Here is a 24,316-nt window from a genome sequence, read left to right as displayed (position 1 = left end):
ACTACCTCAATAGTAATGGCTCAATGGCCACAGGATGGTTGCTATACAATGGTTCATGGTACTACCTCAACAGTAATGGCGATATGAAAGTTAGCCAATGGTTCCAAGTTAGTGGGAAATGGTACTATGTAGATGAATCAGGTATGCTTGCAGTCAATACAACAGTAAACGGCTATAGAGTCAATGCTAATGGTGAATTGCTAAACTAAATCTAACTGAATGAATCTTAATATTATTTTTTGATAGGATATTAAGGCTGAAAATAACTCCATAATCTCTAGCCAGATTTATTCTACTGGAGATTATGGAGTATTTTGTAATATAAGAGATAATGGAAGGATGAGCTAGTGACTCAACATTCTTATATAATAGATTGAATCTAGAGTAGTACATAGTTACTGATGAAAAATCAACTGTTAAAGTGCCTGCTGGCAAATAATTACCTAACACAGGTTCAGCATCAAGTGCAGCACTTGCTAGTCTTGGTCTAGTGGCGGCAACAAGTGGTTTTGCTTTGCTAGGAAGAAAGGCTAGACTTAGAAAATAGGACAGCTAGAAAATTCTATTCTCTACTTAAAGTTAGATTATAAGGGGGATTTTGAGAAGTCATCAATCCTAGTGATGGGTGAGAAAAGTGAGAACCCAAGATAATCGCACACTTTAGCTGAAAAGGGATATTCTATCAATGTAACCAGTCTCTTCCGTCTCTAACTGTGGAATAGAAGATGGGCAATATCGGATAGAAAAGCTAGCAGAATAGCTCTATTAAAGAGAGGAGGGAAACCGAAAAATTGGGTGCCCCTCCTCTTTTTTGGTATAATAGAAGATATAAAACGAGGTTAGAAGAGATGATTTTTGATACACATACACACTTGAATGTAGAAGAATTTGCAGGTCGTGAGGCAGAAGAAATTGCCTTGGCTGCTGAGATGGGTGTGACACAGATGAATATTGTGGGTTTTGATGAACCGACGATTGAGCGTGCTTTGGAGTTGGTGGATGAGTACGACCAACTCTACGCAACTATTGGTTGGCATCCTACAGAAGCTGGGACTTACACAGAGGAGATTGAAACCTACTTGCTTGATAAGCTCAAGCATCCTAAGGTTGTTGCTTTAGGTGAGATTGGTTTGGATTATCATTGGATGACAGCGCCTAAAGAGGTGCAGGAGCAGGTTTTTCGTCGTCAGATTCAGTTATCTAAGGACTTGGATTTGCCTTTTGTTGTCCATACCCGTGATGCGCTGGAAGATACCTATGAGATTATCAAGAGCGAGGGAGTTGGCTCTCGAGGTGGTATCATGCATTCATTTTCAGGGACGCTTGAGTGGGCAGAGAAGTTTGTCGAGCTTGGTATGACCATTTCCTTCTCAGGAGTGGTGACTTTTAAGAAGGCAACTAACATCCAAGAAGCAGCTAAAGAGTTACCTTTGGATAAGCTTTTGGTGGAGACGGATGCGCCTTACTTGGCTCCTGTACCCAAGCGTGGCCGCGAAAACAAAACAGCCTATACTCGCTATGTGGTGGACTTTATTGCTGCCTTGCGTGGGATGACGGCAGAAGAGTTAGCGGCGGCAACGACTGCAAATGCAGAGCGAATTTTTGGATTGGACAGCAAGTAATGAAAGAAAAAATTTCCCAAGTCATCGTGGTCGAAGGTCGCGATGATACGGCAAATCTTAAACGTTATTTCGAGGTAGAGACTTATGAGACTCGAGGTTCTGCCATCAATGACCAGGACATAGAGCGGATTCAGCGCTTGCACCAACGTCATGGGGTCATCGTTTTTACAGACCCGGATTTTAATGGGGAGCGGATTCGCCGCATGATTATGACGGCTATTCCAACAGTGCAACATGCCTTTCTCAAACGAGATGAAGCTGTTCCTAAGTCCAAAACCAAGGGGCGTTCTCTGGGAATTGAGCATGCTGGCTATGAAGATTTGAAAATAGCTCTAGCTCAGGTAACAGAACAATTTGAACATGAAAGTCAGTTTGACATCAGTCGTAGCGACTTGATTCGCCTTGGTTTTCTAGCGGGAGCAGATAGCCGTAAGCGAAGAGAATATCTAGGAGAGGCTCTCCGAATCGGCTATTCCAACGGCAAGCAACTCCTCAAACGCCTAGAGTTGTTTGGGGTCACCTTGGCAGAAGTGGAAGAAGCCATGAAATCTTATGAGTAGGAAAGATGTAGCCGTTACAATTTTTTAAGTTTCACAGTATTTTTCGAAGCAGGTAGAAGAGGAGGCGTCTGATGTTAATTGGTCAAAAAATTAAAGAGATTCGGATAGAAAAAGGAATTAGTCGTCCAGATTTTTGTGGAGATGAGCAAGAACTGACAGTTCGTCAACTGTCGCGAATTGAAAGTGGAGCTTCGCAACCGAGTTTGCCCAAGTTAGACTATATTGCTCGCCGGCTAGGAGTTCCAGCTTATAGCCTTATGCCGGATTTTTCAGCTCTTCCTTCTGCTTATTTAGAATTGAAATACCAGATTTTACGTGAACCAATCTATTGTAAAGAAGAGGAGTACGATAAGAAAGAAGCGTGTTTGGAAGAGATTTATAAAACATATTTTGATAATCTTCCTAAAGAGGAACAATTAGCATGTGAAGTATTGCAGGCATGTTTGGATACTTCTAGAACTAGAAGGCCTGAATATGCAGAGTTAATACTTGAGGAATATATGCCTCAGATTATAGAAAAAGAAGCTTATTCAATAAATGATATGTTGTTGATTCGTTTGTTTTTTTATCAAATGCTCATTAGAAAAGATCTTGCCAAATTTATAAATCAAATCGAAAAGCTAATGTTCTTGCTTTTGGGACAGAAGAAGATAACTCAAATAGAGAATTACTTTATAATTAGAGATACTCTTATTTCAGGAATGTGTTGTCTTGAAAAGGTAGGAGTAACTGATTGTTTTAATGATTATCTATCGTGTTTACAAGAAATTATGGATAAAACTCAAGATTATCAAAAGAAACCTCTTGTATTTATGTTTTTGTGGAAGCAAGCATTAAGAGTAGAAAGAGATTTTAGTTTAGCTGAATCATTTTATCAGTCTTCTAAAACATTTGCGAAGCTAATTGGAGATGAATTTCTAGTAAAGAAATTGACAGAGGAATGGCAAGAGGATGTAAAAAAATATTTATAAATATCGTGAAACAATGACAAAAATGTCCTTGTTCTAGTATTGAAACAGTTCTAAAGTTCGTCTTTAGAGCTGTTTTTTTAGATATAAGCTAAAAATAATATGAAATAGTTAGATTTTAAGGACATTGGTGTCCTTGGAGTTTATTGATATAAGTTTTATAATAGATGACATAGAAATAAGGAGGTGTGATATGTTTGGTTTTATCATGTTTTTAACATATTTTAGTTTTGGAGATTGGTGGCACGGATAGAAAGGAGAATGTAATGAGGTGTTGCTTTGAAAAGGTCTATGATCCATGACTTAGTTTTACTTGAATAGAAAATAGACAATATATAATAAATATTTATGATATAATAAAAAATAGAGGAGTATCAATATGAAACAAACAGTTAAAAAATTAGCCCTTGTAGCGAGTCTTGTAGCAACATTAGGTGGAGGAGTAGCAGTAGTATCGGCCGCGGTTAAGTATCCAGGTGGTGGTGTCTGGACGTATGGTTCGGCTAACGGAGGTGCTTACTCAAACTACTATCACCCCTCAAAATACCATAGTTCAACAGTTTCTAGCAGATGGAATAGTTCATCTGATAAGGGATATGCTGATGCAGGAGGAACATCTCGAGCTTGGATTCGTACTGCGTGGGGCGAGCAAGTAAGCTTTTATTATGATTATTAAAAATTATACACGAGAAAGTAAAAACATTTCTGGGTGAGTTGATAACAATGCTTTACTTGGTCATCTCTCTAGCAGGTGACCAAGTAACTTTTTGGAGGAAATGATGAAACGTTTATTTATTTTGATTTCAATGGTATTGGTATCGCTTTATATGGTGATAACTTCTGTTGACCATCGAGAAGAGATTTTATTTGGTAACTATCCTTCTGTTGATGTGACAGGAGTGGTGATAAATCAATCAGTAGCTAGTCGCGAAGAGGTGACAGAGGCTTTGAGTCACTTGGCGGTAGAGTACAATAGTCTCATCGCTCGTCGGATTGTTGAGCCAAATGAAGCTGGAGAAACACGCTTTACCTATGCCACTTATGGTCAGGGAGAGCTTCCAGAAGGTCTGACCATTTCCTCCAAGGAGAGTGCAGAAACGAGTGATTTATTAGGGTCTTACTTGATTGTGTCAGGAAGTTTGGATGGAGTGAGCTTACAGACCACCTTGAAAGAGCTTGGTTATCAAGGCTTTGTTTCGAATGGAGAAGATCCATTTTCGATAGTCTTACTATTGACGGCCACCCCTATGGTGCTACTGAGTCTAGCTATTTTTCTGCTGACTTTTATGAGTCTGACCCTGATTTATCGGATCAAGTCCCTTCGTCAGGCAGGGATTCGCTTAATCGCTGGTGAGAGCTTGTTTGGGGTGGCTCTCAGACCAGTGTTAGAAGATGTGAGACAGCTTATCTGCTCAGTGCTGGTATCCAGTCTTTTGGGATTGGGGATTCTCTGGTATCAAGGTGCCTTGTTTATGGCAACGGTGCAACTGGTCATCATTGCTCTTCTACTTTATGGATTGACCTTGGCCGGGATTTCTACCTTACTAAGTGTCGTGTATCTACTTGGATTACAGGAAAATAGTCTGGTGGATTTATTGAAAGGGAAACTCCCTCTCAAACGGATGATGACATTGATGATGATGGGGCAACTATTAGCTGTATTGGTTGTCGGTTCGAGTGCGACTACTCTCCTACCCCACTACCGTGAAATGCAGGAGATGGAGAAAGCTAGCGATAAATGGAGCCAGTCCTCAGACCGTTACCGTCTATCCTTTGGTTGGTCTAGTGCATTTGCCGATGAAGAAGGAATGCGTAAGGATAATCGTGAGTGGCAGACATTTACTGAAGAACGGTTAGCCAATACAGACTCTTTTTATATTATGAGCAATGTTGACAATTTCTCAGATGGAGCAGAAGTGGACCTAGATGGCAATCGTCTCAATGACTATACACCGTCAGGGAATGTCATCTATGTCTCACCGCGCTATCTGATAGAAGAAAAGATTACCGTTTCTTCAGAGTTTATGGATAAGATGCAAAACTTGTCTGAGGGAGAGTTTGGGCTGATTTTGCCTGAGAGCTTGCGAGAGCAGTCTGCCTACTACCAAGGATTGTTTACAGATTACCTGCAAAGATTTTCATCTGAAAGTGTAGAAGTGACGAGTCAGAAACACTACCTCCCACAGCTAAGGCTAGATTTTACAGAAACAGGACAGGAACGCTTCCTCTATAATGATGGGTACAAGACAACACGTCAGTACCTAAAAGATCCGATTATTGTAGTTTTAACGCCGCAAGCGACTGGAACAAGACCTGTTGCAGGGATGTTATGGGGAACTACGGCTAATAGTGCCTTAAAACTAGATCGATATGGAGACAGCATCACAGCTCTAAAAGAGCAAGGTCTGTATCACAAGGTTTCTTACTTGGTAAAAAGCCAGCTATTTTTTGCCAAGGTACTAAATGACAAACGGGTGGAGTTTTACTCTCTCCTTATTGGGACGATTTTGACCCTGTCTACGGCTATCTTGTTATTTGATTCCATGAATCTTCTCTATTTTGAGCAGTTCAGACGGGAGCTTATGATTAAACGTCTTTCTGGTATGACAATTTATGAGCTTCATGGCAAGTACTTACTGGCGCAAGGAGGAGTTCTCTTGCTTGGGCTAATCCTATCTAGTGTTTTGACAGGAGATAGCTTGATTAGCGCTCTAGTTGTAGCTTTATTTACGCTTAACGCTCTGTTGATTTTAGTTAGACAGGATAAAAAAGAAGAAGCTGGTAGCATGGCAGTATTGAAAGGAAAATAAGATGATTGATATTCAAGGATTGGAAAAGAAGTTTAATGACCGAGCGATTTTCTCTGGTTTAAATCTCAAGCTGGAGAAGGGCAAGGTCTATGCCTTAATCGGGAAGAGTGGGAGCGGAAAGACGACGCTGCTGAACATCTTAGGCAAACTAGAAAAGATAGATGGAGGAAGGGTTCTCTATCAGGGGAAAGATTTAAAAACCATACCCACTCGTGAGTATTTTCGAGACCAGATGGGTTATCTCTTTCAAAATTTTGGCCTTTTAGAAAACCAATCAATCAAAGAGAATTTGGATTTGGGCTTTGTCGGTCAAAAAATTTCAAAAGTCGAACGTTTGGAAAGGCAAGTGGAGGCTTTAGAAAAAGTTAATCTAGGGTATTTGGATTTAGAACAAAAAATTTATACTTTATCTGGGGGAGAGGCTCAACGAGTTGCCCTTGCGAAGACTATTTTGAAAAATCCACCCTTGATTTTGGCAGATGAACCAACAGCAGCTCTTGATCCTGAAAATTCAGAGGAGGTTATGAATCTCTTGGTGGGCTTGAAAGATGAAAATCGAATGATCATCATTGCGACCCATAATCCCCTAGTCTGGAATAAGGCCGATAAAATCATTGATATGAGGGAGCTTGCTCATGTGTGAAAAAATCCGTATTCGCAGGGTATCTGATTATCCGAGTGCCAGAGGTGGTTTAGAAGATATTCTCATCATGGAAAATATGACCAATCATCTCCTTTTGGTTCAAATCCGAGTAAATGGCTATTTGCTTGATTTTGCTAGCATTGAAGGGCAAAGGCAAAAGCATTATCGTTTGAAAAATTTACCTCAAATGGTTGAATTGACAGTGGACGATGTGGAGGAGGATGTAGATTTGACCCTACCTGAAAATCGAAGTTATCAAGAAGCTGATTTTTTCGAACGGATGTTTCGAGAGAAGAGCTAAGTCCCCCTTTAAAGATTTCCAAGACTATCTTTCTTCATGAGGAAAGATAGTTTTTTGGTATGATTTTCACCCCCAAAATACAAGGGGAATGTGTTACAATAGTAGTAACAGATAATAGAAAAGAGAATAGATGAGAATTGCAGATTATAGCGTGACCAAAGCAGTGCTGGAGCGTCACGGTTTTACATTTAAAAAGTCCTTCGGGCAAAACTTCTTGACGGATACCAATATCCTACAAAAAATCGTGGATACGGCTGAGATTGATGACCAGGTTAATGTCATCGAAATCGGGCCAGGGATTGGTGCCTTGACGGAGTTTTTGGCTGAGCGTGCAGCTCAAGTTATGGCCTTTGAGATCGACCACCGTTTGGTACCGATTTTGGCAGATACCCTACGTGATTTTGACAATGTGACAGTGGTTAACGAGGACATTCTCAAGGTCGATTTGGCGCAGCATATCCAGAATTTTAAAAATCCTGACCTGCCAATCAAGGTAGTAGCTAACTTGCCTTATTACATCACGACACCTATTCTCATGCACTTGATTGAGAGTGGCATTCCTTTTAGTGAGTTTGTGGTCATGATGCAAAAAGAAGTGGCGGACCGCATTTCCGCTCAACCAAATACCAAGGCTTATGGTAGCTTGTCGATTGCGGTTCAGTATTACATGACTGCCAAGGTTGCCTTTATCGTGCCTCGTACGGTATTTGTGCCAGCGCCAAATGTGGATTCGGCCATCTTGAAAATGGTGCGTCGTCCAGAACCAGCTGTAGCAGTGGAAGACGAGAACTTCTTCTTTAAGGTTTCCAAGGCTAGTTTTACCCATCGCCGCAAGACCTTGTGGAATAACTTGACAGGTTACTTTGGCAAGACTGAGGAAGTCAAGGACAAGCTGACCAAGGCTTTGGACCAAGCAGGCTTGTCACCAAGTGTGCGTGGGGAAGCTCTCAGCTTGGAAGAGTTTGCCAGCCTAGCAGATGCACTTAAAGGACAAGGGCTCTAAGATGCAGGGACAAATCATTAAAGCCTTGGCTGGGTTCTACTATGTAGAGAGTGAGGGTCAGGTTTATCAAACACGAGCGCGTGGGAATTTCCGTAAAAAAGGCCATACCCCTTATGTTGGGGACTGGGTAGATTTCTCTGCCGAGGAAAATTCAGAAGGCTATATTCTCAAGATTCACGAACGGAAAAACAGTCTAGTCCGTCCGCCTATTGTTAATATTGACCAAGCTGTGGTGATCATGTCTGTCAAGGAACCTGATTTTAATAGCAATTTACTGGATCGCTTCTTGATTCTTTTGGAACACAAGGGCATCCATCCCATCGTTTATATTTCTAAAATGGATTTGCTGGAAGATAGGGGAGAATTGGATTTTTACCATCAGACCTATGGTGACATTGGCTATGACTTTGTGACCAGTAAAGAGGGACTCCTTCCTTTGTTAACAGGCAAGGTTACAGTCTTTATGGGGCAGACAGGTGTTGGGAAGTCAACTCTTCTCAATAAAATCGCACCAGACCTCAATCTTGAAACAGGAGAAATTTCAGACAGTCTGGGTCGTGGGCGCCACACTACTCGAGCAGTTAGTTTTTATAATCTCAATGGAGGTAAAATCGCAGATACACCAGGTTTTTCATCATTGGATTATGAAGTGTCAACGGCTGAAGACCTCAATCAGGCCTTCCCAGAGCTTGCTAGTGTCAGTCGAGACTGCAAATTCCGTACTTGTACCCATACCCATGAGCCGTCTTGCGCAGTGAAGCCAGCAGTGGAAGAAGGGACTATTGCCAGCTTCCGTTTTGACAACTACCTGCAATTCCTCAGTGAGATTGAAAATCGCAGAGAAACCTATAAAAAGGTCAGCAAAAAAATTCCAAAATAAGGAGAAACCTATGTCTCAATACAAGATTGCTCCGTCAATTCTGGCAGCAGATTATGCCAATTTTGAACGTGAAATCAAACGCCTAGAAGCAACTGGGGCAGAGTATGCCCATATCGATATTATGGATGGTCATTTTGTACCGCAAATCAGTTTTGGTGCGGGTGTGGTCGAATCTCTTCGTCCTCATAGTAAGATGGTTTTCGACTGCCACTTGATGGTAGCTAATCCTGAGCATCATCTAGAAGACTTTGCGCGCGCAGGTGCGGATATCATCAGCATCCATGTGGAAGCGACGCCTCATATTCATGGTGCCCTCCAAAAAATTCGCTTACTAGGTGTCAAACCTTCGGTTGTCATTAATCCTGGTACGCCTGTCGAGGCCATTAAGCACGTCCTTCACCTAGTTGACCAAGTCCTAGTCATGACAGTTAACCCAGGCTTTGGTGGTCAAGCCTTTCTGCCAGAAACCATGGATAAGGTTCGTGAGCTGGTTGCCCTTCGTGATGAAAAAGGTTTGAACTTTGAGATTGAAGTGGATGGTGGGATTGATGATAAAACGATTGCTCAAGCCAAAGAAGCTGGTGCGACCGTTTTTGTAGCAGGTTCCTATGTCTTTAAGGGAGATGTCAATGAGCGAGTACAAACTCTCAGAAAACAACTGGACTAGGGTTGCCGTTTTTGCAGGCGGAGACCGTGGTCATTATCGGACGGACTTTGATGGTTTTGTTGGTGTGGATCGGGGCTCGCTATGGGTCCTGGAAGAAAACCTTCCTATTGCTCTGGCGGTTGGGGATTTTGATTCTGTGACCGAAGAAGAGCGACAGGTGATTCAAAAACGTGCCCAGCATTTTGTTCAAGCCCGACCAGAAAAAGATGATACTGATTTGGAATTGGCTCTCTGGACTATCTTTGAGCAAAATCCTCAGGCTCAGGTCACTATTTTCGGTGCTTTGGGTGGTCGTATTGACCATATGCTGGCTAATGTCTTTCTGCCTAGTAATCCCAAGTTGGCGCCCTATATGCGCCAGATAGCGATTGAAGATGGACAAAACTTGATTTCCTATTGTCCAGAAGGAACCAGTCAGCTAGAACCTCGTTCAGACTATGACTACCTAGCCTTTATGCCAGTTCGGGATAGCCAGCTGACTATTATTGGTGCCAAGTATGAGTTGACAGAGGAAAATTTTTTCTTTAAAAAAGTGTACGCTTCTAACGAATATATAGATAGGGAAGTGTCGGTGACTTGCCCAGATGGCTATGTGGTCGTACTGCATAGCAAGGACAGGAGGTAGGATGGAAAGTTTACTTGTTCTATTATTGATTGCCAACCTAGCTGGTATCTTTCTGATTTGGCAGAGACAGGATAAGCAGGAAAAACATCTCAGCAAGAGCTTAGAGGATCAGGCAGATCACTTGTCAGACCAGTTGGATTACCGTTTTGAACAAGCCAGACAAGCCAGGCAGTTAGATCAAAAAGACTTGGAAGTAGCTGTCAGCGACCGTTTGCAAGAAGTGCGAATCGAATTGCACCAAGGTCTGACGCAAGTCCGTCAAGAAATGACAGATAATCTCCTCCAAACCAGAGATAAGACCGACCAACGTCTCCAAGCCTTGCAGGAATCAAACGAGCAACGTTTGGAACAAATGCGCCAGACAGTCGAGGAAAAACTAGAAAAGACCTTGCAGACACGCTTGCAGGCTTCCTTTGAGACAGTTTCCAAACAACTGGAGTCGGTCAATCGTGGCCTGGGGGAAATGCAGATAGTTGCCCGCGATGTCGGCGCCCTCAACAAGGTTCTCTCTGGAACCAAGACACGAGGGATTCTGGGAGAATTGCAACTGGGGCAAATCATCGAGGATATCATGACCCCTGCCCAGTACGAACGAGAATACACAACAGTTGAAAACTCCAGTGAACGAGTGGAGTATGCCATCAAGTTACCCGGACAAGGCGACCAAGAATATGTCTACTTACCGATTGACTCTAAGTTTCCACTGGCAGATTATTATCGCTTAGAAGAAGCCTATGAAGCAGGTGACAAGGACGAAATCGAACGCTGTCGTAAGTCGCTCCTAGCCAGCGTCAAACGCTTTGCAAAGGATATTAAGAGCAAGTACATAGCACCACCTCGGACGACCAATTTTGGAGTTTTGTTTGTCCCGACAGAAGGTCTCTACTCAGAAATTGTCCGCAATCCTGTCTTCTTTGATGATTTGAGGCGGGAAGAGCAGATTATTGTTGCAGGTCCAAGTACCCTATCAGCCCTTCTTAACTCCCTATCAGTTGGATTCAAAACTCTCAATATCCAAAAGAGTGCCGACCATATCAGTAAGACTCTTGCCAGCGTCAAGACCGAGTTTGGCAAGTTTGGTGGTATTCTGGTAAAGGCACAAAAACATCTCCAACATGCCTCTGGCAATATTGATGAATTATTAAACCGTCGTACCACAGCTATCGAGCGGACGCTCCGTCACATTGAGTTGTCAGAAGGTGAGCCTGCGCTTGATCTACTCCATTTCCAAGAAAATGAGGAAGAATATGAAGATTAGTCACATGAAAAAAGATGAGCTGTTTGAAGGTTTTTACTTAATCAAATCAGCTGACCTGAGGCAAACTCGAGCTGGGAAAAACTACCTAGCCTTTACCTTCCAAGATGATAGTGGCGAGATTGAGGGGAAGCTCTGGGATGCCCAACCTCATAACATTGAGGCCTTTACCGCAGGTAGGGTTGTCTACATGAAAGGGCGCCGAGAAGTTTATAACAACACTCCACAGGTCAATCAAATCACTCTCCGCCTGCCGCAAGCTGGTGAACCCAATGACCCAGTTGATTTCAAGGTCAAGCCACCGGTTGATATCAAGGAAATTCGTGACTACATGTCGCAAATGATTTTCAAAATTGAAAATCCTGTCTGGCAACGGATTGTCCGAAATCTCTACACCAAGTATGATAAGGAATTCTACTCCTATCCAGCAGCCAAGACCAACCACCATGCCTTTGAAACAGGCTTGGCCTATCATACGGCGACCATGGTGCGCTTGGCAGATGCCATTAGCAATATTTATCCTCGGCTCAATAAGAGCCTGCTCTATGCGGGAATTATGCTACATGACTTGGCCAAAGTTATCGAGTTGACGGGACCAGAACAGACTGAGTATACAGTGCGAGGCAATCTTCTTGGACATATCGCTCTCATTGATAGTGAAATTACCAAGACAGTTATGGAGCTCGGCATTGATGATACCAAGGAAGAAGTCGTTTTGCTCCGCCACGTCATTCTCAGTCACCACGGCTTACTTGAGTATGGAAGTCCAGTCCGTCCACGCATTATGGAAGCAGAGATTATCCATATGATTGACAATCTGGATGCCAGCATGATGATGATGTCAACAGCTCTGGCTTTGGTGGATAAAGGAGAGATGACCAATAAAATCTTCGCTATGGACAATCGTTCCTTCTATAAACCAGGTTTAGATTTATAATTTAAGAAAAATGGACATTTTTTAGAATAAGAATGTTCGTTTTTTTCTGTGAATATGGTATAATAAGTAAAAGACAAAAATGAATACTCTTCGAAAATCTCTTCAAACTAGGGTAGTATCGCCTTGTCGTATGTATATATGCAGGTATATTACAGGATTTGTCAGTTCTATCGACAATCTCAAAACAGTGTTTTGAACCACCAGTGACCAGCTTTCTAGTTTGCTTTTTGATTTTTTGAATAAAAATGGAATAGGAAATAGAAATGAAATTAAGAAGAAGTGATCGGATGGTTGTCATTTCCAACTATTTGATTAATCATCCTTATAAACTAACTAGTCTCAATACTTTTGCTGAAAAGTATGAATCTGCTAAATCATCCATCTCAGAAGATATCGTCATTATCAAACGCGCCTTTGAGGAAATCGAAATCGGTCACATCCAGACTGTGACTGGGGCTGGCGGAGGTGTTATCTTTACACCATCAATCTCAAACCATGATGCTAAGGAAATGGTTGAAGACTTGCGTGCCAAGTTGTCAGAAAGTGACCGTATCTTGCCAGGTGGCTACATCTACCTGTCTGATTTACTTAGCACACCAGCCATCTTGAAAAATATTGGTCGCATTATTGCCAAGAGCTTTATGGATCAAAAAATTGACGCGGTTATGACAGTAGCAACCAAGGGTGTGCCACTTGCAAATGCAGTTGCCAATGTCCTCAATGTCCCTTTTGTCATTGTGCGCCGTGACCTGAAAATTACCGAAGGTTCAACGGTTAGCGTCAACTATGTATCCGGTTCAAGTGGTGACCGTATCGAGAAAATGTTCCTTTCAAAACGGAGTCTCAAGGCAGGTAGCCGTGTCTTGATTGTGGATGATTTCTTGAAAGGCGGCGGAACTGTCAATGGGATGATTAGTCTCTTGCGCGAATTCGACTCAGAATTGGCAGGTGTAGCGGTCTTTGCGGACAATGCCCAAGAAGAACGTGAAAAGCAGTTTGACTACAAGTCACTCTTGAAGGTAACCAATATTGATGTCAAGAACCAAGCCATCGATGTTGAGATTGGTAATATTTTTGACACAGAAGAATAAAGGATAAAGGTTGGAACGGTTGTCCCAGCCTTTCTTTGCAAATAGAATAGAAGGAAACTTATGAAAACACCATTTATTAATAAAGAAGACTTAGAAGCGATTGTAGCCGAGTTCCCAACTCCCTTTCACTTATATGATGAGAAGGGAATTCGTGAGAAGGCAAGAGCCGTCAACCAAGCCTTTTCGTGGAACAAGGGCTTTAAGGAATATTTTGCAGTTAAGGCTACTCCAACCCCAGCTATTTTGAAAATTCTCCAAGAGGAAGGCTGTGGTGTGGACTGCTCTAGTTACGTAGAGCTTTTGATGAGCCATAAACTGGATTTCCCTGGTTCTGAGATTATGTTCTCTTCAAACAATACGCCAGATAAGGAATATGCCTATGCGCGTGAATTAGGTGCGATCATTAACTTGGATGCCTTTGAAGATATTGAACATTTGGAGCGAGCAGCAGGCATTCCAGAAATCATCTCATGTCGTTATAATCCTGGAGGCGTTTTTGAACTGGGGACAGACATTATGGATAATCCTGGGGAGGCTAAGTTTGGTATGACCAAGGATCAACTCTTTGAATCCTTTGCCATCTTGAAGGAAAAAGGAGCCAAGACTTTTGGGATTCACTCCTTTCTAGCATCCAATACTGTCACCCATCTCTATTATCCAGAGTTGGCGCGTCAGCTTTTTGAATTGGCTGTTGAAATCAAGGAAAAGCTGGGTATTTCACTAGACTTTATCAATCTTTCCGGGGGTATTGGAGTCAACTATCGTCCTGAGCAGGAGCCAAATGATATCGCCTTGATTGGTGAGGGAGTTCGTAAGGTGTATGAAGAGGTTCTTACGCCAGCAGGTCTTGGTCAGGTCAAGATTTTCACCGAATTGGGTCGTTTTATGCTGGCACCTCACGGTGCTTTAGTCACAAGAGTCACTCATAAGAAGAAAACCTACCGTACCTATCTAGGTGTGGATGCATCAGCAGTCAACCTCATGCGTCCAGCTATGTACGGAGCCTACCACCATATTAGCAACATGACTCATCCAGATGGACCAGCTGAAGTGGTAGATGTGGTTGGTTCACTCTGTGAAAACAATGATAAATTTGCAGTCAATCGCGAACTGCCTTATACAGAAATCGGTGATTTGCTGGTCATTCATGATACAGGTGCCCACGGTTTTTCAATGGGCTACCAGTACAATGCCAAACTTCGTTCTGCGGAAATCCTTTATACTGAAGAAGGCAAAGCCCGTCAAATCCGCCGTGCAGAGCGCCCTGAAGACTATTTTGCAACCTTGTATGGTTTTGATTTTGAAGAATAATCTGAGAATAGATTGAAAATGAAATTGAAAAACAGATTGCTTTCTAAAAAATAGGTAAAAATCTTGTTTTTCCTTCAAGTCGTGATATAATAAAACTATAAAACGTTTTCAAGGAAGGTAACGATATGTCTGAAGAAACAATTGATTATGGACAAGTGACAGGAATGGTGCATTCGACAGAAAGTTTTGGGGCGGTAGATGGCCCTGGTATTCGCTTTATTATCTTTTTACAGGGCTGTCACATGCGTTGCCAGTATTGCCATAACCCAGATACTTGGGCTATGGAGTCCAATAAATCACGTGAACGGACGGTAGATGATGTCTTGACAGAAGCCTTGCGCTACCGTGGTTTCTGGGGAAATAAGGGCGGGATTACAGTCAGCGGAGGAGAAGCACTCTTGCAGATTGATTTCCTGATTGCCCTTTTCACCAAGGCTAAGGAACAAGGAATCCACTGTACCTTGGACACCTGTGCCCTTCCTTTCCGTAATAAACCACGTTACCTTGAAAAGTTTGACAAACTCATGGCTGTCACTGACTTGGTTCTCTTAGATATCAAGGAAATCAACGAAGAACAGCACAAGATTGTTACTAGCCAAACCAATAAAAATATCTTGGCCTGTGCCCAGTATCTATCAGATATTGGAAAACCTGTCTGGATTCGCCACGTGCTAGTTCCAGGATTGACAGACAGAGACGATGACTTGATTGAACTTGGTAAGTTCGTCAAGACTCTTAAAAATGTGGATAAGTTTGAAATTCTGCCTTATCACACCATGGGTGAGTTTAAATGGCGTGAATTGGGAATTCCCTATTCCCTCGAAGGGGTTAAACCACCAACAGCAGACCGCGTTAAGAACGCTAAACAACTCATGGATACCGAAAGTTACCAAGACTATACGAAACGTGTACATGGATAGAAAAGAAGCCTGATGGAAACATCGGGCTTTTGACTTGCAAAAAGACTTAGCAAATCAGCTAAGCCTTTTTCTTCTTATCTCGAACGTTGTTTTCCAGCGTTGCGATTTTTGTGTTTTTTCTGGCTTGTGATAGCAGTTGGTTGTTCAGGGGTAACGTCTTTTCGTCCACTTGGTTTAGAGAAAGCACTTGCTTTTGGTGGGTTCTTGGCTAGTTCTTCACGGACTTTTTTGCGAAGTTTTGGACGAACGATATAGTTGACGATAAACTGTTGGAGAATCATCATGAAACCACCGACAACCCAGTAAAGTGTGACACTAGCTGGTGAGAAGAGGGAGAAGACGACGATCATGAGTGGGCTCATGTAAATCATTTTCTTGATTTGTTCTCTTTGCATTTCATCTTCTACTCCGTGAAGTGAAAGGAGCGATTGAAGATAGTAAAGGACACCAGCACAGGCAACCAAAATCATACTTGGAGAACCTAGAGGAATGCCTAGGTAGCTTGCTTGAGCAACCCCTTCAGTATGTTGGGCAGCAAAGTAGATAGCAGAGAAGAAAGGCATTTGAAGGAGGATAGGGAAACATCCTACACCACCAAACATGCTGATGCCGTGCTCTTTTTGAGCGGCAAAGAGGGCTTGTTGGGCTTCGAGTTTTTCTTCTTGAGTAGTTGCTTCTTTGAGACGTGTTTGGTGTGGCTCAAGGACATGCTTGAGAGCGTTCATCTTTTCAGAGTGAAGCGTTGCCTTCCATGATTGGTAGATACCAAGTGGTAAGATAATCAAGCGTACGATAATGGTTACGATAATGATAGCGACACCAAAGCCTAGACCTTTATCAGTAGCGAAGTACTTGATGGCTTCAGCCATAGGCGCTCCGATCGTATTCCAAATAAATCCTGTTGGCTGACCTGTGGTTTTATCGACATTGACACAGCCAGTCAAGACAAGCAACATAGCCACTCCCATAGCCGAGAATGCAAAACGTTTAATAGATTTCACTGTTTTTATTCCTTCTTTAAAAATTATACCTTTCTATTCTACTGTTTTTTTACAAAATATACAATAGTTCTGGAGACCTAATTTGCGATTTTAAAGTCAGAGTAGGGAGGAAAGTTGCTTAGTTTGACATCTAAGTAGCTTACTTTTGAAAAAGGTGTCGGTCCTTTTCGGATTTCTTGGATAAATTTTGCCATGATAGCAGATGAGTCTGCTTGGGCTAAGATTTCCACTGTGCCATCGTCGTTATTCCATACCCGACCTGTGATGCCACCAATTTCAAGTGCCAAGCTGTAAACACCCCAACGAAAGCCGACTCCTTGCACCCTACCTTGGGCAATCATTCTAACCTTTTGCATACCAAACCCCTTTGATTGTGTTATAATATTTCTATGACTATTATAAGCTCAAAAGCCAATTCTGTGGTAAAAAATGCCAAGAAATTACACCAAAAAAAATACCGCAAGTCTGCTTATTTGATTGAAGGCTGGCACTTGTTTGAAGAAGCTGTCCAAGCTGGAGTGACGATTGAGAAAATCTTTGCCCTAGAAAATTACCGAGATCAGTTAGCTGCTTTTCCGCAAACTGTCTGGGTGTCAGAGGATATTTTGCTAGATTTGGCGGATTCTCAGACCCCACAGGGAATTGTTGCGGTGGTTCAAAAAGAAGAAGTAGGACAAGCTGATTTGAGTCAGGGCAAGTTCTTGTTTTTGGAAGATGTGCAAGATCCTGGTAATGTAGGAACTATCATTCGAACTGCGGATGCAGCAGGTTTTACTGGAGTGATTGTTTCAGAAAAGTCGGCAGACATCTACAGTCTCAAAACCCTACGTTCCATGCAAGGCAGTCATTTTCATCTGCCTATTTACCGAATGTCTAGTCAAAGGCTTCTCGAGGAAGCTAAGGAAGCAGCTATCCCTGTGCTAGCTACAACCCTATCTAAAGATTCTGTTGATTACAGAGAACTGCCTCCTATAGAAAATTTTGTACTAGTCATGGGAAATGAGGGCCAAGGAATTAGTTCCCTTATGGCTGAAAGTGCAGACCAGTTGGTCCATATTAGCATGAAGGGGCAGGCGGAGAGTTTGAATGTTGCCATTGCAGCTGGTATTTTGATTTTCCATTTAAGCTAATTTTAACTTTTTTTGTTATAATCAAGGAAAGATGTTCATAGAAAAGGAGAAAAGATGAATCACACTATTATACATGACCGTGTAGGTCTCAATCAATTTTACGCTAAGGTATATGCCTTTGTTGGTCTGGGAATCGGACTATCTGCTTTGGTATCAGGCCTTATGTTGACGGTCTTTCAGTCTCAGTTGCTTTACTTTTTGATGCAGGGGCGTCTCTGGTTGACCATTGCTACTTTTGCGGAGTTGGCTTTGGTTTTCGTTGCCAGTAGCATGGCTTCAAGAAATAGTCCAGCTGCTCTTCCAGTATTTTTGCTATACTCTGTTTTAAACGGTTTTACCCTTAGTTTTGTGGTAGCCTTCTATACTCCGGGTACAGTTTTATCTGCCTTTGTATCGAGCGCCCTTCTCTTCTTTGTCATGGCTGCAGTTGGTATCTTCACCAAGAAAGATTTGAGCGGTCTTGGTCGAGCTATGATGGCGGCTCTGATCGGTTTGATTATTGCTATGATAGTCAATATTTTCTTGTCTAGTGGTTTCTTTGATTATATGATTAGCGTAGCCATGGTCTTGGTTTTCTCAGGACTGATTGCTTGGGATAACCAAAAAATTCGCCTTGTCTATGAACAATCGCAAGGTCGTGTAGCGACAGGCTGGGTGGTGTCAATGGCTCTCAGTATCTATCTTGATTTTATCAATCTCTTCCTAAGTATTTTACGTATCTTTGGTCGTAATGATTAAAAGGTCTATAAAATCAGTGTTTTGAGTGACACTGATTTTTTTAAATTTTCTCTTTTCTTTTCTTGGAAATAGGTGTATAATGTTTTTAACTAATTTTTGAGGAGTAGCCTATGAAGAAAAGTTTTATTCACCAACAAGAAGAAATTTCCTTTGTCAAAAATACTTTTACCCAGTATTTGAAAGATAAGTTAGAAGTTGTCGAAGTTCAAGGTCCTATCTTGAGTAGGGTCGGTGATGGGATGCAGGACAACTTATCAGGTGTGGAGAATGCCGTATCGGTCAAGGTTCTCCAAATCCCTGATGCTACTTATGAAGTGGTGCACTCCCTTGCTAAATGGAAACGCCACACCTTGGCTCGCTTTGGTTTCGGTGAAGGGGAAGGTCTTTTCGTCCACATGAAGGCCCTTCGTCCAGATGAGGATTCCTTGGATGCAACCCACTCTGTTTATGTTGACCAGTGGGACTGGGAGAAGGTTATCCCAAATGGTAAGCGTAACATCGTTTATCTAAAAGAAACAGTTGAGAAGATTTATAAGGCTATTCGCCTGACTGAGCTAGCTGTTGAAGCCCGTTATGACATCGAGTCTATCTTGCCAAAACAAATCACCTTTATTCATACAGAAGAATTGGTAGAACGCTACCCAGACTTGACACCGAAAGAACGTGAAAATGCGATTTGTAAAGAATTTGGAGCCGTCTTTTTGATTGGTATCGGTGGCGAGTTGCCAGATGGTAAACCGCACGATGGACGTGCACCAGACTATGATGACTGGACAAGCGAGTCTGAAAATGGCTACAAGGGTCTAAATGGTGATATTCTTGTCTGGAATGAATCTCTGGGTGGAGCCTTTGAGTTGTCTTCTATGGGGATTCGTGTAGATGAAGAAACCCTTCGCCGTCAGGTTGCCATCACAGGTGATGAAGACCGCTTGGAATTGGAATGGCACAAGGCTCTATTGAATGGCCTATTCCCATTGACAATCGGTGGAGGAATTGGACAATCTCGTATGGCCATGTTCCTACTTCGCAAGAGACACATCGGAGAAGTGCAAACAAGTGTTTGGCCTCAAGAAGTCCGCGATACTTACGAAAATATTTTGTAGAGAATCGAACCGCAAGGTTCGGTTTTCTTTCTCTTTTTGTCTATAATTTGGTATAATAAACAGTATGAAAATCGTATCAGGAATCTATGGGGGACGTCCCCTCAAGACACTAGAGGGCAAGACGACAAGACCTACTTCAGATAAGGTTAGGGGCGCCATTTTTAACATGATTGGTCCCTACTTTGAAGGGGGACGAGTCTTGGACCTTTATGCAGGTAGTGGTGGTTTATCTATCGAAGCAGTATCGCGTGGCATGTCCAGCTCTGTTTTGGTGGAGCGAGACCGTAAGGCTCAGACCATCGTGGCTGAAAATATCCAGATGACCAAGGATGTTGGAAAATTTCAACTCCTCAAGATGGATGCAGAGAGGGCATTGGAGCAGGTATCTGGGGAATTTGACCTTATTTTCTTAGACCCTCCTTATGCCAAGGAACAAATGGTAGCAGATATTGAAAAAATGGCTGAGAGAGAGCTTTTTTCTGAAGATGTCATGGTTGTGTGTGAGACGGATAAGGCCGTTGAACTTCCAGAAGAAATTGCCTGCCTGGGTATCTGGAAGGAAAAGATTTATGGAATTAGTAAGGTGACAGTCTATGTCAGATAAGATTGGTTTATTCACAGGCTCATTTGATCCGATGACAAATGGGCATCTGGATATGATTGAACGGGCGAGCAGACTTTTTGATAAGCTCTATGTTGGTATTTTTTTTAATCCCCACAAACAAGGATTTCTCCCTATCGAAAATCGTAAACGGGGATTAGAAAAGGCTTTGGAAGATTTGGGGAATGTTGAAGTCGTCTCTTCTCATGATGAATTGGTAGTTGATGTTGCGAAAAGACTGGGGGCTACTTGCCTAGTGCGTGGTTTGAGGAATGCAGCGGATTTGCAATATGAAGCCAGTTTTGATTACTACAATCATCAACTGTCTCCTGATATAGAAACCATTTATTTACATAGCCGACCTGAACATCTCTATATCAGTTCATCAGGCGTTAGAGAACTTTTGAAGTTTGGTCAGGATATTGCTTGCTATGTTCCCGAGAGTATTTTGGAGGAAATAAGAAATGAAAAAAAAGATTAGATGGCCCTTATATGTCATTGCGGCCTTGATTGTGACCTTCTTGGCATTTGTAGTGCCTTTGCCCTACTATATAGAGGTTCCAGGTGGTTCGGAAGATATTCGCCAAGTTCTTAAAGTCAATGACACAGAAGATCAGGCGGCTGGTGCCTATCAATTCGTTACGGTTGGTGTCCAGCACGCTACTTTAGCCCATATGATTTATGCGTGGTTGACGCCTTTTACAGATATTCGTAGTGCCCAAGAGACCACAGGTGGAACTTCCGATGTTGAATTTATGCGAATCAATCAATTCTACATGCAAACATCACAAAATATGGCCAAGTATCAAGGTCTAAAAACAGCTGGTAAGGATATCGAACTCAAGTACTTTGGGGTTTATGTCTTGAATGTGACGGATAATTCAACCTTTAAAGGGATTCTCAATATCTCTGATACGGTCACAGCAGTCAATGATCAGACCTTTGATAGTTCCAAAGACTTGATTGATTACGTCAGTTCTCAACAATTAGGGGACTCCGTCAAGGTGACCTATGAAGAGGATGGGCAAACCAAGTCTGCAGAAGGAAAGATTATCAGCTTGGAAAATGGCAAAAATGGAATTGGAATCGGCTTGATTGACCGTACAGAAGTAACCAGTGATGTCCCAATTAGTTTTTCAACAGCTGGTATTGGCGGCCCAAGTGCTGGTCTCATGTTTAGTCTAGCTATCTATACTCAAATAGCTCACCCAGATCTTCGTAATGGTCGTATTGTTGCTGGTACAGGTACCATTGACCGCGATGGGAATGTGGGGGATATTGGAGGTATTGATAAAAAAGTTGTAGCTTCGGCTAGGGCAGGTGCCGCTATTTTCTTTGCCCCTGATAATCCTGTTAGCGAAGAAGAACAAAAAGCACACCCGGATGCAAAAAACAACTACCAAACAGCCCTAGAAGCATCCAAAACAATCAAGACAGATATGAAAATCGTGCCCGTTAAAACCCTACAAGATGCAATTGATTACTTGAAAAACAATCCCTAGTTTTTAAGTGAAGTTTCCAAACTAGCGCACAAACAGAGAAGATGGTATAATAGTCAAATGGTTCAATTATTATTCACTCTAAGCAGTCACATGCTCTTTATTTATGTGAGTTTTTACCTTTTAAAGGATCTTGTTAGATGGGAAAAGGTTTTAAAAGTGACAGCTGAGAATACAAGAAAAGTTCGTTTATTAGTAGGTTTTTTCAGCATTGTAATGGGCTATATCTTGAGTTCTTTCTTTATCAGCCTGTATCATTTGTGGCAAGAAGCGCTTAGAGGATTATTATAAAATCAAGAGTAAAGGAAACGAGTATGGACAAAATTGTGGTTCAAGGTGGCGATAATCGTCTGGTAGGAAGTGTAACCATCGAAGGAGCAAAGAATGCAGTCTTGCCCTTGTTGGCAGCGACTATTCTAGCAAGTGAAGGAAAGACCGTCTTGCAGAATGTTCCGATTTTGTCGGATGTCTTTATTATGAATCAGGTAGTTGGTGGTTTGAATGCCAAGGTTGACTTTGATGAGGAAGCCCATCTTGTCAAGGTGGATGCTACTGGCGATATCACTGAGGAAGCCCCTTACAAGTATGTCAGCAAGATGCGCGCCTCCATCGTTGTATTAGGGCCAATCCTTGCCCGTGTGGGTCATGCCAAGGTATCCATGCCAGGTGGTTGTACCATTGGTAGCCGTCCTATTGATCTTCATTTGAAAGGTCTGGAAGCTATGGGGGTTAAGATTAGTCAGACAGCTGGTTACATCGAAGCCAAGGCAGAACGCTTGCATGGCGCTCATATCTATATGGACTTTCCAAGTGTTGGTGCAACGCAGAACTTGATGATGGCAGCGACCCTAGCTGATGGGATGACAGTGATTGAAAATGCTGCGCGTGAGCCTGAGATTGTTGACCTAGCCATTCTCCTTAATGAAATGGGAGCTAAGGTTAAGGGTGCTGGTACAGAGACCATTACCATTACCGGTGTTGAGAAACTTCATGGTACGACTCACAATGTAGTCCAAGACCGTATCGAAGCAGGAACCTTTATGGTAGCTGCTGCCATGACTGGTGGTGATGTCTTGATTAAAGATGCTGTCTGGGAGCACAACCGTCCCTTGATTGCCAAGTTACTTGAAATGGGAGTGGAAGTGACAGAGGAGACGGAAGGGATTCGCGTTCGCTCTCAACTAGAAAATCTAAAAGCTGTTCATGTGAAAACCTTGCCCCACCCAGGATTTCCAACAGATATGCAGGCTCAATTTACAGCCTTGATGACAGTCGCAAAAGGGGAATCAACTATGGTGGAGACAGTTTTCGAAAATCGTTTCCAACATCTAGAAGAAATGCGTCGCATGGGCTTGCATTCTGAGATTATCCGTGATACAGCTCGTATTGTTGGTGGTCAACCTTTGCAGGGAGCGGAAGTTCTTTCTACTGACCTTCGTGCCAGTGCAGCCTTGATTTTGACAGGTTTGGTAGCACAGGGAGAAACTGTAGTTGGTAAATTGGTTCACTTGGATAGAGGTTACTACCGTTTCCATGAGAAATTGGCGCAGCTAGGTGCTAAGATTCAGCGGATTGAGGCAAGTGATGAAGATGAATAAGAAATTAAGCTACGTAGTCAAGCGTTTACTTTTAGTCATCATAGTACTGATTTTAGGTACTCTGGCTCTAGGAATCGGTTTAATGGTAGGTTATGGAATCTTGGGCAAGGGTCAAGATCCATGGGCTATCCTGTCTCCAGCAAAATGGCAGGAATTGATTCATAAACTTACAGGAAATTAGGCTGGAGAACCAGCCTTTTTCTAAAGATAAGGAGAAATATGAACAAAAAAACAAGACAGACACTAATCGGACTGCTAGTGTTATTGCTTTTGTCTACAGGGAGCTATTATATCAAGCAGATGCAGTCGGCACCTAATAGTCCTAAAACCAAGCTTAGTCAGAAAAAACAAGCGTCTGAAGCTCCTAGTCAAGCATTGGCAGAGAGTGTCTTAACAGACGCAGTCAAAAACCAAGTAAAAGGGAGTCTGGAGTGGAACGGATCAGGTGCTTTTATCGTCAATGGTAATAAAACAAACCTAAATGCCAAGGTTTCAAGTAAGCCCTACGCTGATAATAAAACAAAGACGGTGGGCAAGGAGACCGTACCAACCGTGGCTAATGCCCTCTTGTCTAAGGCTACTCGTCAGTACAAGAATCGTGAAGAAACTGGGAATGGTTCGACTTCATGGACTCCTCCAGGCTGGCATCAAGTCAAGAATCTAAAGGGCTCTTATACCCATGCAGTCGATAGAGGTCATCTGTTAGGCTATGCCTTAATCGGTGGTTTGGATGGTTTTGATGCCTCGACAAGCAATCCTAAAAACATTGCTGTTCAGACAGCCTGGGCAAATCAGGCGCAGGCCGAGGATTCGACTGGTCAAAACTACTATGAAAGTAAGGTGCGTAAAGCCTTGGACCAAAACAAGCGTGTCCGTTACCGTGTAACCCTTTACTACGCTTCAAACGAGGATTTAGTTCCTTCAGCTTCACAGATTGAAGCCAAGTCTTCAGATGGAGAATTGGAATTTAATGTTCTAGTTCCCAATGTTCAAAAGGGGCTTCAACTGGATTACCGAACTGGAGAAGTAACTGTAACTCATACTCAATGAAAA

29 protein-coding genes and 1 pseudogene are annotated in these 24,316 nt (G+C 42.4%); 28 read left to right on the top strand and 2 right to left on the bottom strand.

Annotated features, from left to right (window positions below; all coding sequences use genetic code 11):
- The 18 genes and pseudogenes from HT708_RS03635 to pflA all read left to right on the top strand — a co-directional run.
- Positions 1-209 (top strand): N-acetylmuramoyl-L-alanine amidase family protein (locus HT708_RS03635; protein ID WP_172926001.1); only part of this gene is annotated, 209 nt, incomplete at its 5' end.
- 203 nt (positions 210-412) lie between these two features.
- Positions 413-547: pseudogene (locus tag HT708_RS03630) on the top strand (LPXTG cell wall anchor domain-containing protein); the annotation flags it as partial.
- A gap of 301 nt (positions 548-848) precedes the next feature.
- A complete protein-coding gene (locus tag HT708_RS03625; protein WP_138706540.1) occupies positions 849-1,622 on the top strand; it encodes a TatD family hydrolase in 774 nt (257 codons plus the stop codon).
- Positions 1,622-2,182: a ribonuclease M5 gene (gene rnmV, locus HT708_RS03620; protein ID WP_172926000.1), complete on the top strand. Its 561-nt coding sequence runs from the start codon at positions 1,622-1,624 to the stop codon at positions 2,180-2,182. Before HT708_RS03625 ends, rnmV begins: the two co-directional genes overlap by 1 nt.
- A 71-nt stretch (positions 2,183-2,253) precedes the next feature.
- Positions 2,254-3,153 (top strand): XRE family transcriptional regulator, encoded by a 900-nt coding sequence (locus HT708_RS03615; RefSeq protein ID WP_172925999.1) that lies wholly within the window; start codon positions 2,254-2,256, stop codon positions 3,151-3,153.
- A gap of 376 nt (positions 3,154-3,529) precedes the next feature.
- Entirely contained in the window at positions 3,530-3,826 is a 297-nt protein-coding gene (locus tag HT708_RS03610; protein WP_000815399.1) for a lactococcin 972 family bacteriocin, read from the top strand.
- 103 nt (positions 3,827-3,929) lie between these two features.
- Positions 3,930-5,960: a bacteriocin-associated integral membrane family protein gene (locus HT708_RS03605; RefSeq protein WP_172925998.1), complete on the top strand. Its 2,031-nt coding sequence runs from the start codon at positions 3,930-3,932 to the stop codon at positions 5,958-5,960.
- 1 nt (position 5,961) lies between these two features.
- Complete coding sequence (locus HT708_RS03600) at positions 5,962-6,603, top strand: ABC transporter ATP-binding protein (RefSeq protein WP_172925997.1); 642 nt, start codon at positions 5,962-5,964, stop codon at positions 6,601-6,603.
- Positions 6,596-6,904 (top strand): hypothetical protein, encoded by a 309-nt coding sequence (locus tag HT708_RS03595; protein ID WP_172925996.1) that lies wholly within the window; start codon positions 6,596-6,598, stop codon positions 6,902-6,904. Before HT708_RS03600 ends, HT708_RS03595 begins: the two co-directional genes overlap by 8 nt.
- Before the next feature lie 130 nt (positions 6,905-7,034).
- Positions 7,035-7,907, top strand: a complete 873-nt coding sequence (gene rsmA / locus HT708_RS03590; RefSeq protein WP_125393148.1) for a 16S rRNA (adenine(1518)-N(6)/adenine(1519)-N(6))-dimethyltransferase RsmA — start codon at positions 7,035-7,037, stop codon at positions 7,905-7,907.
- Position 7,908: 1 nt separating this feature from the next.
- A complete protein-coding gene (gene rsgA / locus HT708_RS03585) occupies positions 7,909-8,787 on the top strand; it encodes a ribosome small subunit-dependent GTPase A (RefSeq protein ID WP_172926002.1) in 879 nt (292 codons plus the stop codon).
- A 10-nt stretch (positions 8,788-8,797) separates the two neighbouring features.
- Positions 8,798-9,454, top strand: a complete 657-nt coding sequence (gene rpe, locus HT708_RS03580; protein ID WP_172925995.1) for a ribulose-phosphate 3-epimerase — start codon at positions 8,798-8,800, stop codon at positions 9,452-9,454.
- Complete coding sequence (locus HT708_RS03575) at positions 9,417-10,079, top strand: thiamine diphosphokinase (protein ID WP_172925994.1); 663 nt, start codon at positions 9,417-9,419, stop codon at positions 10,077-10,079. The genes rpe and HT708_RS03575 overlap by 38 nt, the downstream gene beginning before the upstream one ends.
- A gap of 1 nt (position 10,080) precedes the next feature.
- Positions 10,081-11,337, top strand: a complete 1,257-nt coding sequence (locus HT708_RS03570; protein WP_172925993.1) for a DNA recombination protein RmuC — start codon at positions 10,081-10,083, stop codon at positions 11,335-11,337.
- Entirely contained in the window at positions 11,327-12,271 is a 945-nt protein-coding gene (locus tag HT708_RS03565) for a 3'-5' exoribonuclease YhaM family protein (protein WP_050208237.1), read from the top strand. The genes HT708_RS03570 and HT708_RS03565 overlap by 11 nt, the downstream gene beginning before the upstream one ends.
- 263 nt (positions 12,272-12,534) lie before the next feature.
- Positions 12,535-13,362 (top strand): pur operon repressor, encoded by an 828-nt coding sequence (gene purR, locus HT708_RS03560; RefSeq protein WP_050223230.1) that lies wholly within the window; start codon positions 12,535-12,537, stop codon positions 13,360-13,362.
- 60 nt (positions 13,363-13,422) lie between these two features.
- Entirely contained in the window at positions 13,423-14,673 is a 1,251-nt protein-coding gene (locus tag HT708_RS03555; protein ID WP_138699878.1) for a diaminopimelate decarboxylase, read from the top strand.
- Between the two features lie 125 nt (positions 14,674-14,798).
- Entirely contained in the window at positions 14,799-15,593 is a 795-nt protein-coding gene (gene pflA, locus HT708_RS03550) for a pyruvate formate-lyase-activating protein (protein ID WP_138700479.1), read from the top strand.
- A gap of 74 nt (positions 15,594-15,667) precedes the next feature.
- On the opposite strand, the gene yidC is transcribed toward pflA, so the two are convergent.
- Complete coding sequence (yidC, locus tag HT708_RS03545; protein ID WP_100104504.1) at positions 15,668-16,594, bottom strand: membrane protein insertase YidC; 927 nt, start codon at positions 16,592-16,594, stop codon at positions 15,668-15,670.
- 77 nt (positions 16,595-16,671) lie between these two features.
- Positions 16,672-16,950, bottom strand: coding sequence for an acylphosphatase (locus tag HT708_RS03540; protein ID WP_001174613.1), 279 nt, complete (start codon positions 16,948-16,950; stop codon positions 16,672-16,674).
- Positions 16,951-16,983: 33 nt separating this feature from the next.
- Between HT708_RS03540 and HT708_RS03535 the strand changes: the two genes are divergently transcribed.
- From HT708_RS03535 to endA, 10 genes are all read left to right on the top strand, one after another.
- Entirely contained in the window at positions 16,984-17,724 is a 741-nt protein-coding gene (locus tag HT708_RS03535; protein ID WP_172925992.1) for an RNA methyltransferase, read from the top strand.
- A 54-nt stretch (positions 17,725-17,778) separates the two neighbouring features.
- On the top strand, positions 17,779-18,462 hold the full coding sequence (locus HT708_RS03530) for a Bax inhibitor-1/YccA family protein (protein WP_023933293.1): 684 nt from the start codon (positions 17,779-17,781) through the stop codon (positions 18,460-18,462).
- Positions 18,463-18,572: 110 nt separating this feature from the next.
- A complete protein-coding gene (asnA, locus tag HT708_RS03525) occupies positions 18,573-19,565 on the top strand; it encodes an aspartate--ammonia ligase (protein ID WP_050223227.1) in 993 nt (330 codons plus the stop codon).
- 64 nt (positions 19,566-19,629) lie between these two features.
- On the top strand, positions 19,630-20,169 hold the full coding sequence (gene rsmD / locus HT708_RS03520) for a 16S rRNA (guanine(966)-N(2))-methyltransferase RsmD (RefSeq protein WP_050223226.1): 540 nt from the start codon (positions 19,630-19,632) through the stop codon (positions 20,167-20,169).
- Positions 20,159-20,647: a pantetheine-phosphate adenylyltransferase gene (coaD, locus tag HT708_RS03515; RefSeq protein ID WP_050262003.1), complete on the top strand. Its 489-nt coding sequence runs from the start codon at positions 20,159-20,161 to the stop codon at positions 20,645-20,647. Before rsmD ends, coaD begins: the two co-directional genes overlap by 11 nt.
- A complete protein-coding gene (locus HT708_RS03510) occupies positions 20,631-21,668 on the top strand; it encodes a SepM family pheromone-processing serine protease (protein ID WP_172925991.1) in 1,038 nt (345 codons plus the stop codon). Before coaD ends, HT708_RS03510 begins: the two co-directional genes overlap by 17 nt.
- A 57-nt stretch (positions 21,669-21,725) precedes the next feature.
- A complete protein-coding gene (locus tag HT708_RS03505; RefSeq protein ID WP_023933289.1) occupies positions 21,726-21,956 on the top strand; it encodes a DUF1146 family protein in 231 nt (76 codons plus the stop codon).
- 23 nt (positions 21,957-21,979) lie between these two features.
- Positions 21,980-23,263, top strand: coding sequence for a UDP-N-acetylglucosamine 1-carboxyvinyltransferase (murA, locus tag HT708_RS03500; protein ID WP_172925990.1), 1,284 nt, complete (start codon positions 21,980-21,982; stop codon positions 23,261-23,263).
- On the top strand, positions 23,256-23,444 hold the full coding sequence (locus tag HT708_RS03495; RefSeq protein ID WP_172925989.1) for a DNA-directed RNA polymerase subunit beta: 189 nt from the start codon (positions 23,256-23,258) through the stop codon (positions 23,442-23,444). The genes murA and HT708_RS03495 overlap by 8 nt, the downstream gene beginning before the upstream one ends.
- A 38-nt stretch (positions 23,445-23,482) precedes the next feature.
- Complete coding sequence (gene endA / locus HT708_RS03490) at positions 23,483-24,313, top strand: DNA-entry nuclease EndA (protein WP_001036782.1); 831 nt, start codon at positions 23,483-23,485, stop codon at positions 24,311-24,313.
- The last annotated feature ends 3 nt before the right edge of the window (positions 24,314-24,316 follow it).

Source organism: Streptococcus sp. 3613 (assembly GCF_013277375.1).
In the GTDB taxonomy this organism is placed as follows: Bacteria; Bacillota; Bacilli; order Lactobacillales; family Streptococcaceae; genus Streptococcus; species Streptococcus pseudopneumoniae.
Note: the sequence above shows the minus strand (reverse complement) of the source record. Positions and strands in the feature narration are given on the sequence as shown.